Source organism: Coprococcus intestinihominis, from assembly GCF_040096555.1.
GTDB classification, from domain to species: Bacteria; Bacillota; Clostridia; order Lachnospirales; family Lachnospiraceae; genus Coprococcus_A; species Coprococcus_A intestinihominis.
Map to the genome: position 1 here is coordinate 1 of NZ_JBBMEK010000099.1, position 10,454 is coordinate 10,454.

Genomic DNA, 10,454 nt, shown 5'->3' on the forward strand with positions numbered 1-10,454 from the left:
ATACTTGGCTCAGTAGAGCCATTGAGCAAGAAGCCCCCACTTCAAAATCTGTGATTTAAGTGGTGGGAGCATGTCACTAACAAAATATAACAGTTATTACATCTCTTAAAACAGGTGAAATCTCAATCGGAATTTGTAAGAATATCAGGAATTAAGTGAACTTGGAAAAAGCTATCTGGAAGAATTACGGAAATATGCTCCAACCAATCCATAGTCATAGGCTATGGATAATCATATAAAATAGGTGTTATGCATGTACCGCTGTTTGCTGATAAAATAACAGCAGAAAGGTGGTTGATGATTATGCCTATGGCGGTACTGAGCAATTTTCTGATTTATTGCGTTATAAATGCCTTTACTCCGGGACCGGGAAATATTCTGGCATTAAATACCGTAACAAACTATGAATATAAAAAAGGAAAGCCGCTGTTCTTTGGAATTTTTGCAGGCTACTATGTAGTACAAATCTTATGCGCAATTTTCATATATGGGGTTAATTCTTTGCTTCCAAATGTAATGGAAGTGATGAAGTACATCGGAGCAGCCTATATCTTGTGGCTTGCGATTCATATTGCTTTCAGTAAGAAGACCTCAGAAAACACAGAGCAATCCGCATCGTTTCTAAAAGGCTTCATGCTGCAATTTGTCAATTTTCAGTTTTTATAACAAATGATTTTTAATATTATCTATTAATTTCACGCAAAGTTTGATAAAATATAAGTTAAGGTTCAGAAGAAAAAAGAAAGAATAGGTTCGCAATGAATGGATATTTTTGTGTATTAACTATAATCGATTTTTTTATTTTGTGCTTTATGTGTATTCTCACATATTTGAGTGAATCACTTAGCAGAAAACAAAAGCGTGGTTTTTTATTGGCCTTTGTTCTGATTGCTGGGATTTCGATACTGGAAGTTATTACCCTTGTAGTGGACGGATTGCCGCCTGCTTACCGCTGGTTGAATGTTGCATCCAATTATATGGGGTTTGGTCTGTCTCCGGCTGTGTGCATCTGTCTTGTGTATGTACTGGACAGGAAAACAGTCTTTCGTCGTAAGATCAGGACTGCGATACTTTTTGAAATCGGATATTTGATTTTCTTATTTGTTACTATCCCATACGGAATTGTATTCTCTGTGAGCGCAGACAATATTTATTCGCGTGGTACACATTTTTATATATATATCATCATGTATTTTGGGGCAATTTTGTATCTTTCGGTATCTACGATTATCAATGCCAGAGAATTTCAGAATCGCAGCAAATTGTTAATCTATCCGCTTTTTCTTTTTGTGATGGCAGAAACGATTATTCAGGTTGTTCTTCCGAAACTCCATGTTACCTGGTTATGTATTACACTGCTTTCTGTATTGTATTTTATTTATTGTAATGAAATGTGGAATCAGATGGATGCACTCACCGGGCTATTGAACCAGAATAGCTATCTTAGGAAGACGGGTGAGATGGGGTGTAAAGCAAGCGTGCTCGTAGTGTTTGATGTGGATGATTTCAAACAGATTAATGACAGTTATGGACATGTGCAAGGGGATCTTTGCTTGGCTGAGATTGCAGAATGTATTAAAAAAGCTTACGCAAATTTTGGATATTGTTATCGTATAGGCGGTGATGAGTTTTGTGTACTTCTGAAAAACGCTGATAAGGAAGATTGGTGCAAACAGGAATTTTTACATCGGCTGGAAGAAAAGCGAAGAAAGATTACATTTTTACCAACAGTTTCTTATGGATCAGCTTCATTCTCAAGTGGGGACATTGTTGCTGTTAAAGATAAAGCCGATCGGGATATGTATCAATATAAATACGAGCGGAAAAATCGCAATGGTATGGTGTAAGAACGTGTACCATTGCGATTTTTTTACCCTGACAACAGTGTAACCATTGAAATTACATCTATTTTTGATTTATTATTGTCAAAGAGAGGTGTTTATAATGCAGATTTCAAGCAGATTTACAATGGCAATCCATATGTTTGCCTGTATAGATACATTTTCGGATCAGAAGATGACTAGTGATTTTATGGCAGCAAGCATTGGAACTAATCCGGTGATTGTTCGTAAAATATTGCAACAATTAAAGGCTGCCGGTCTTATTGAAGTTGCAAGAGGGACAGGCGGTGTGACAATTCTTCGGATGCGTGATTATATCATTACAATTTCCGGAGTCTTTTTTTGTTTGTCATAATCAATGTAAAACTTTTAAAGGAAGTTGTAATTAAAAAAGTTACAAAAAAAGCTGATATGGTGCAATCCTATAATTGTTGGTGAATAGTAAAATACGCTTGCTATTTATGGTCTCCTATATTATAATTTATTATGTATGACGAATTCTATTTGTACTATTAGTTAGACACAAAATCTGGAGTGGAAAGATGTGGCAGATTGTTCTGGGGAGTTTTGGATTTCTCCTGTATTTTATATATGATATCAATAGCATTCGAAAGAAGAATGTTATTTTTCAAAAATTTTTTGCAGTGGGTACGGTTTTTGTGGTTGTATCGCTGCTCATGGAACTTTTGCTTTTGTGGGGGCAGTGTCAGCACAGAATCGGAAGGATGATCGGCTTTGGAACAGGAGCCGTAGGCTTCTTTGCACTGCTTATATACACCTTGTTTTTTGCCCTTCCCTTTGAAGAAACGTACTGTGAAGATAATAAATTGCGTGCTGCATATACAGAAGGTATGTATGGTGTGTGTCGTCATCCTGGAGTTTTGTGGTTTGCAGGTGCATATCTTTGTATGTGGGGAATGTTTGGCGGATGGAAACAGGGGATCTATTTTTTGCTTATGATTTTCTGGAATTATCTGTATATCATTTTTCAGGATCTGTGGACTTTTCCACAGACATTTTTTAATTATAAGGAATATCAGAAAAATACACCTTTTTTAATACCGAATAGAGATAGTATACGGGTATGTTTATGTAGTATCAGAAAACAGTGATTGATCTGGGGTAGCAATCTATGAATTTGGAAGAGAAATTAAAAAAACAACAGTATAAAGAAATCTGGCAGCAGTACTGTGGATTCTTGGATCTGTCGATGGATGGATATATGAAGATTCAGCGGCGGTTGATGGAGGAACAGATCCGGTTGTGGAGCAACTGTGGTTTGGGACAATCCATTTTAAAAGGAAAATATCCGAAAAATCTGGATGAATTCCGAAAAATGGTACCGTTGACAACCTATGAAGATTATGCGGATGTTTTGCTTACGAAGCAACCGGATATGCTTCCGGGAAATCCTGTTATATGGATACAGACAACCTGGGAGGGTGGAAAGCATCCGATCAAGGTGGCACCGTATACCAGAAGTATGCTGGATACGTATCGAAATAATGTCACAGCATGTCTGATTTTATCGACGAGTAAAGAGAAGGGCTCTTTTGATGTGGCAGCTACAGATAAGTTTCTGTATGCGCTTGCACCGTTGCCTTTTGCTACAGGGCTTTTTCCACTGGCACTGGGGGAGGAAATCAATATTGAATTCTTGCCAGCGGTAAAAGATGCTGTAAATATGAGCTTCAGCGAAAGAAACAAGTTGGGTTTTAAGATGGCAATGAAGAAAGATCTCGGATTTTTCTTTGGGCTGGGCAGTGTAGCTTATGCAGTTAGTTTAAGTCTTTCTTCCATGACGAGTGGTGGTGGCGGCATCAAGCTGTCAGAGCTTATGAAATGTAAAGCGCATATGATTCTTCGTCTGCTGCAGGCAAAGCATCGCTGTAAAAAAGAGAACCGACCGTTGCTTCCAAAAGATCTGTTTCATTTGAAAGGCTTTATGGTGGCGGGGACAGATAACCTGTGTTATAAAGACGATCTTGAAGCGCTCTGGGGGATTCGGCCGATGGAATTATTTGCCGGTACGGAACCTTCTATCATTGGTACGGAGACCTGGACAAGAAAAGGAATGTATTTCTTCCCGGATACGGCATTTTACGAATTTATTACCGAGAAGGATATGATGAAAAATCATGAGGATCCATCTTACATTCCGCCGACGTATCTGATGGATGAAGTACGCCCCGGAGAAAAATATGAGCTTGTATTTACCATTCTGAAAGGTGGAGCGTTTGCCCGTTACCGTTGTGGCGATATGTACCGTTGTGTCGGACTGGAGAATCGGGATGATGAGACAAGGATTCCGCGCTTTGAATATGTAGACCGGGTACCGTGGATCATTGATATTGCCGGATTTACGAGGATTTCGGAGAATGGAATCCGAAGTGTGATCGGCCTTTCGAAGCTTCCAATCACAAATTGGGTTGCAACAAAGGAATACAATGAGCATAATCGTCCATATCTGCATATGTATGTGGAGCTGGAAAGGGACGCAATGCTTAATACGGCTATGAGTGCAACTATTTTAAAGGATTTACTGAGTACATATTTTAAATATATCGACCAGGATTACCGTGATCTTAAAAAGATTTTGGGAATGGATCCTTTACAGGTAACGATCTTTACATGTGGAACTTTTGCGGCCTATGAGAAAAAGACCGGAAAGAAAATACATCAGATGAGTCCTTCGCATTATGATCTGAAGGAACTTCTGGATGTACAGGAGTGTTTGAATAAAGTGAGATAAGTAGAGAAGCAAAGAATGGGATAAGGGGAATTTATGGGAACCTATGGATATATATCGATCATAGCCATGTTGTGCTATGGCTTTATGCTGTTAATGTTTTTGGCGGCAAAGAGAAATAAAATAATAAACAGTTTTCTGGTGGTGCTTTTAGGTCTGCTTTTCTGGACCGGCGGCTCTGCTTTTATGCGTGCACAGTTCTGGCCAGGTTGTGAATTCTGGTTTCAGGTTTCCCTGCTTGGCATCTTATTGCTGCCATATGCATATTGCCGTTTTATACTCGCTTTTGGAGGGCAAAAGAACGGTGCTCCTGGGAAAATATACCTAGCGGTTATGCTGCTTTGCTTTTGGTTGAATGTGCAGTATGGAATCTTCCTCGAATCCCCGAATGTGGTGGATAAAAATGGAATTTCAACATTTGTGTATGAAATCAAACCTGCGATTGTAGTGTTTTTTATTCCGGCAGGAATATTTCTGCTATATCTTTTTAGGGTTCTTGTGCAGATCTGCAATGAAAATCCCAATATAAAGGTGCAGTATGAACCGGTGATGTTGGGTGTTCTCACTTTGTTCCTTGGGAATGCGTTTCTTGGAATTCCGCTTTTTAGTGGTTTCCCAATCGATATTTTAAGTGGTGTAGTAAATGTATTTTTACTGTTTTATGCACTGATTCGCAGACGGCTGTTCAGACTGCAGATGTTGGCATCTACCAGTTTGTGCTATGGTGTGGGATTTTTGTTTTCCATTCTTGTTTTTTTAAATATTGTTCCATCCTTGCAAAAGATTTTTCACATACAGCTGGATAAGAACATGACGGTATACACACTTATTTTTTCTATCGTTTTTCTGGTGATTTATACATTCTTTACATTTTTATGGAGATTTTTGATACGCAGTGTGTTTATCAGAGAGGAAAATCATCAGGCAGAGAAGATCAGAGAATTCAATTCAGCGATTTCAAAAACGCTGGATCTGCAGGAGATTCTGGATAGAACGATTCGTGTAATGAAAGAGTTGATGGATGTCGGAAATATCTATATTTGTATGCAGAATGTGCCTGGAGAGCCGTATCGCGGAGTGGCGAGTGATCAGCCGTTAAGTGATCTGGCGTTTGCTCTGGAAGAAGAAAATCCGATGATCCAGTGGTTGAAGGAACATGAGGAACCGATCGTTTACAAGGATTTTCGTTATTCTGTGGAATATAAGTCCATGTGGGAAGAGGAGAAACATCAGCTGGATAAACATCATACACGCTACTGCGTTGGATTAAAAGATGGCGATAATCTGGTAGGGGTTGTTCTGATCACAGATTCTTCTGCAAAAAAGAGAGTGGTGTATGATGAAGTAGAATTGATCTCCAATATCACTTCCGTGGCATCCATTGCGATTAAAAATGCGAGACTGTATGAGAACGCCTGCCTGGAAGCCAGAACAGATGAGATGACCGGTTTGTTGAACAGGAAATACTTCTATGAAGTGCTCAATGAAGAGTTTGAGAAAAACAAAGAGGCATCACTGGCATTGGCGATCATCAACGTAGATGATTTTAAGTTATATAATCAGCTGTATGGTGTAAAAGAAGGAGATCTTTGCCTGCAGCGTATTGCGGGAATTATCAAAAGCAGTGTAGGAGACAGCGGCTATACGGCCCGCTATGGCGGAAAAGAATTTGCTGTTTTATTGCCGAGATATGACCTTTTCTCTGCCAGAAATCTGGTGGAATCTATTTCGAAACAGATTTTTGTTATGAATAATCGCAGAACAGATATGAAACTGAAGGCAATCACTGTCAGTGCAGGAATCAGTGCTGCACCATATGCTGCAAAAAATGTTAAAGAGCTGATGGAAAATGTGGATCTTGCGGTGTATCATGTGAAACATAGTGGAAAAAATGGCATACAGGTCTTTGATACGATGTTCCGTAACAATAAAAATGAAAACACAACGAACCGCGAACATATTTATCGGGAGTATGAGTCAACGATTTATGCGTTGACGGCAGCTATTGATGCGAAGGATCATTATACTTTTAGCCATTCCACGAATGTGGCTTATTATGCAACAGCACTGGCAACAACACTTGGAATGAATGAGGATATGGTTGAGATCATCCGTCAGGCAGCACTCTTGCATGATGTAGGTAAAATCGGTATTCCGGAATATATATTAAATAAAGCAGAACGTCTGACAGATGAAGAATACGAGACGATCAAAGGGCATGTGGAAGCATCGATCGATATCATTCGTCACCTGCCATCGTTGGATTATGTTATTCCTGCTGTTATCGGTCATCATGAACGCTATGACGGTAAAGGATATCCGCGAAGAATTGCGGGGGAAGATATTCCGTTGACTGCACGTATCCTGTGCGTGGCAGATTCCTTTGATGCCATGACATCCAAGCGCTGTTATAAGAAGGCGTTTCCGTTAGACGTAGCGAGAGAGAAGCTTCTTCAGGATGCAGGCAAACAATTTGATCCAAATCTGGTTGTAAAATTTGTGGAATGTCTGGATAACGGTACGATTTCGCTGGTAAAGGCAGAAACTGATGAAAATATGCCATACTAAAGTTAACGATAGAAGAACAGAAAGGCAAAACGTCCGAACGAGGTAACAAAAGTGCATATAGATAAAAATAAAAACAAAGGTTTTACTTTGGTGGAGCTTGTAATCGTCGTTGCCATTCTTGCAATACTGGTTGGAATTTTGGCGCCTGCTTATTCTAAATATGTCGAAAGAAGTGCAGAGTCAACAGATTTAGAAAATGTACGAACAGCATATGGTGAAGTGATGATTGCTGCAGAGATAGAAGAAGAAAAAGATGTTCTCAAAGTTGTTCCTCTGAAACAAAAAAAGCAGGATGGCAGTCATCAAATACAGTGTCAATTGCCGGAATCTCTCATTCCAATGGCGATCCGGATACCGATCATTGGAAAGGTGATCCTGTTGCCGGTGGGGTATGTGAAGTATCCTACAATCCTGAGACAGGCATATTATTTGACTGGAAAGGTAAAAATGAAGACAGCAGTAAGAAGTACTTTTTTGATATCACCGAGGATTTGCAAAAACCGTTAAATGAGAGCGGGGTACTGGGTGATTTGATCGACCAGAAGAATAATTATTTTGAAATAGATTCAAAATGTCAAAATTCAAGTATGCTGCCAAAGGTACAGAAGAAACTTCAGGCCAACAGTCTTTTGCAAATATGTGGCTATTTCAGGCCACCTGACACAGGCTGACAATAAGAAGATTATAGCGAATGGTCAGAAATATAACACTTTGCAGGAGGCGTATGATGCCTATGAAAAAGAACTTACAGATGGAAAATATAAGCAATATAAAAACACTTTGCAGTAGCTGGAATGAAGATATCATTCATGATAATGAAAAATACACATTAAAACAGATAACAAAACGCAGAAGAAAAAGATAATATCAGAAGAAAAAGTGTTTGTAATATTCTCTCTAAGCCCCGGTGGCTGCCGAAAAAGCAGCTGCCGGGGCTCTTTTGTCACTGACAGCATAAGGAAATAGGTGTATAATATGATGAGAAAAAGGCCTTGGACCATCATCATTACAATGCTGCTTTTTCAATCGCTTATAATAGTATCATCAGTTAAAAAATGCAGCAATCCAAAGGATTGGAAAGGAGCTTATGATGATAGAAGATGCGTATCATCGGATTGATTATGAGCTGAATGGCATTGATTATCTGCTCACGAACTGCCGCTATCTGGACTACAAAATTTGTTACATGAATTTCCAGATGCCCTGCTGGTGAACAGAGAAGATGATATCGGTCTGGAGGGGCTCAGAAAGTCGAAGCTCTCCTACAATCCGATTTATCTGGAAGAAAAATACGAAATCCGACAAAAATAAGGCAGTTTCGAGATGACTTAGTCAGAGGTAAATAAATATAGAATTTTAAGGCACTTAAAAAGTTGAGAGAAGAATAACTTTTTAAGTGCCTTATTTTATGTTGAACAAAATTGCTGGTATTTTTATAGCCCACCTATTGACGTATACTCTAATCAATGAAAGACGGAAACAAAGATATTCATAGAAATGGAGGAACTGGCAATGAAGGGATTTAATACAAGCGATGGATACATGGGATTAGTTGGAGGCAAATATATCTTGTTTGCCAGCGAAGACGATTACTATGAATACATGAATGATTAGGAAATCATTTTAGAGAAAATCATGTCTGTTTTTGTCACAGAATTTGAGAAATACCGATGGTTAAGTCTGCGGAGTGCAGGTGTATTTTTAGTTAGAAGTTTATTATACTTAGGTTAATAAGTGATCATCAGAGGGAGTAATGATTATGGGAATTTTAGCTTGGATTGGCTGCATTGATCGTCGGATTGATTATATTTGCTGCGATATGCAATCAATAGAGATGAAAAGCGGAAGTTAATTCGTTGAAATGAAGCGTGTTTTAGAGAGAAGAAAGGTGGAACGGATAATGAAAAATGATACTAGAAAGACGGTTAGAGGTTTGCTGATTGCCGGTGTTGTTGTAATGGCAGTTAGTATTATGTGGCCTTCATTGGCAGAGAAATATGGTGCTTCGAAACAGACGGCATCCAATGTATTACAGAGTGAGACTTCATCATCCTATTCATCATCATCTGCGTCGACATCAACATCAGCATCTAAATCGACGGCAGCATCGACATCAACAGCATCAGCGACGTATTCGCATTCAGCCGGCGGAGGCGGCGGTTCTACAGGTTCTTTTGTAAACGGCGCTTCAGGCACGAGTTCAGGTTCTTATTCAAGCTCCGGTTCTTCATCGGGAAGCTCAAGTTATAAGAGGAATTCAGGTTACACGAGCAGTTATGACCGTCAGAAGAAGTATGACCCGTATGATGCTTATGATTATGATGATGCAGATGATTTTGCAGATGACTGGGCGGAAGAATTCGGTGACGGTGATTATGATGATGGATACGATGATGCCTATGATTACTGGGAGGACGAGATGGATGATTAAACATTTGGAGCATATCGGTTAGATGATATAAGAAATTAATTCGATAAAAAGGGGAGAGAAAGAATGTTTTACTTAGTGATTGATTTAGAAATGTGCAGAGTACCAAGAGATTATCGGAACAAAGCTTATCATTATGCCTATGAGACGATTCAGATTGGCGCAGTTCTTTTGAATGAAGAATTCAAGCAGGTTGGGACAATTCGAGAATATGTTCATCCGGAACACGGGGTGATTGATCCATTTATCGAAAAACTGACAGGAATCAAAAACAGTCAGGTCAAGAAAGCACCGTGTATTGGGGAGGCATTAGTACATATGATCGACTGGATTGGGGACAGAGAATACAAAGTCTATACCTGGAGCGAATCCGACAGAAATCAGCTTTTGCATGAAATCACAGCAAAGCAGATTACGGATGAGAGCGTCGATGCTTTTATGATGGAGGATAGATGGGTGGATTATCAAATGGTTTTCAGTCAGAGATTTCAGCTGACTCGGCGTATTAGTCTGGAAGAAGCATTGGGACGAGCAGACATTGATCCGAAAGGTAAGTTTCATGATGGAATGGATGATGCAGTGAATACAGGTCTTTTGGTCGAGAAGCTGGAAATGAATCCGGACTATCAGCTGATTAGTTACGAAATGCCGGAGAAACCGTCGGAACATCTTGGCAGCACACTTGGGGAGTTGTTTGCAGGGCTGAATTTAACAAAAGTTAGCAAGAATTCTCCTTCCTCTACAGGTGGGAGATGAATTGCAGAAAAAAGAAAATAGAACGCTTGTTCTGCGGTGCGAAGTGTGGTATACTATAATCAGTCGAAAGGATAGAAAGGACTGATTATATGGACAAAATGGATCATAATGC

The 10,454-nt window shown here is 39.4% G+C and carries 10 protein-coding genes and 1 pseudogene; all 11 read left to right on the top strand.

The window, feature by feature from the left end; all coding sequences use genetic code 11:
• Nucleotides 1–249: 249 nt before the first annotated feature.
• The 11 genes and pseudogenes from WMO25_RS09060 to WMO25_RS09110 all read left to right on the top strand — a co-directional run bounded on the left by WMO25_RS09060 (nt 250) and on the right by WMO25_RS09110 (nt 10,342).
• Nucleotides 250–666 (top strand): LysE family transporter, encoded by a 417-nt coding sequence (locus WMO25_RS09060; protein ID WP_349085076.1) that lies wholly within the window; start codon nt 250–252, stop codon nt 664–666.
• Between the two features lie 206 nt (nt 667–872).
• The gene (locus WMO25_RS09065) at nt 873–1,847 is read left to right on the top strand and encodes a GGDEF domain-containing protein (RefSeq protein WP_349085077.1); all 975 of its coding nucleotides are present in this window, start codon (nt 873–875) and stop codon (nt 1,845–1,847) included.
• A gap of 97 nt (nt 1,848–1,944) precedes the next feature.
• Nucleotides 1,945–2,160 (top strand): annotated as a pseudogene (locus WMO25_RS09070) (Rrf2 family transcriptional regulator); the annotation flags it as partial.
• Between the two features lie 325 nt (nt 2,161–2,485).
• Entirely contained in the window at nt 2,486–2,953 is a 468-nt protein-coding gene (locus WMO25_RS09075; protein WP_349085078.1) for a hypothetical protein, read from the top strand.
• Between the two features lie 20 nt (nt 2,954–2,973).
• The gene (locus tag WMO25_RS09080; RefSeq protein ID WP_349085079.1) at nt 2,974–4,593 is read left to right on the top strand and encodes a GH3 domain-containing protein; all 1,620 of its coding nucleotides are present in this window, start codon (nt 2,974–2,976) and stop codon (nt 4,591–4,593) included.
• Between the two features lie 33 nt (nt 4,594–4,626).
• Nucleotides 4,627–7,158 (top strand): HD domain-containing phosphohydrolase, encoded by a 2,532-nt coding sequence (locus tag WMO25_RS09085; RefSeq protein ID WP_349085080.1) that lies wholly within the window; start codon nt 4,627–4,629, stop codon nt 7,156–7,158.
• A 51-nt stretch (nt 7,159–7,209) separates the two neighbouring features.
• Complete coding sequence (locus WMO25_RS09090) at nt 7,210–7,665, top strand: type IV pilin protein (protein ID WP_349085081.1); 456 nt, start codon at nt 7,210–7,212, stop codon at nt 7,663–7,665.
• Between the two features lie 132 nt (nt 7,666–7,797).
• The gene (locus WMO25_RS09095; protein ID WP_349085082.1) at nt 7,798–7,947 is read left to right on the top strand and encodes a hypothetical protein; all 150 of its coding nucleotides are present in this window, start codon (nt 7,798–7,800) and stop codon (nt 7,945–7,947) included.
• A gap of 298 nt (nt 7,948–8,245) precedes the next feature.
• Nucleotides 8,246–8,371, top strand: coding sequence for a hypothetical protein (locus tag WMO25_RS09100; RefSeq protein ID WP_349085083.1), 126 nt, complete (start codon nt 8,246–8,248; stop codon nt 8,369–8,371).
• Between the two features lie 687 nt (nt 8,372–9,058).
• The gene (locus WMO25_RS09105) at nt 9,059–9,589 is read left to right on the top strand and encodes a hypothetical protein (protein ID WP_349085084.1); all 531 of its coding nucleotides are present in this window, start codon (nt 9,059–9,061) and stop codon (nt 9,587–9,589) included.
• A 63-nt stretch (nt 9,590–9,652) separates the two neighbouring features.
• A complete protein-coding gene (locus tag WMO25_RS09110; RefSeq protein WP_349085085.1) occupies nt 9,653–10,342 on the top strand; it encodes a 3'-5' exonuclease in 690 nt (229 codons plus the stop codon).
• The last annotated feature ends 112 nt before the right edge of the window (nt 10,343–10,454 follow it).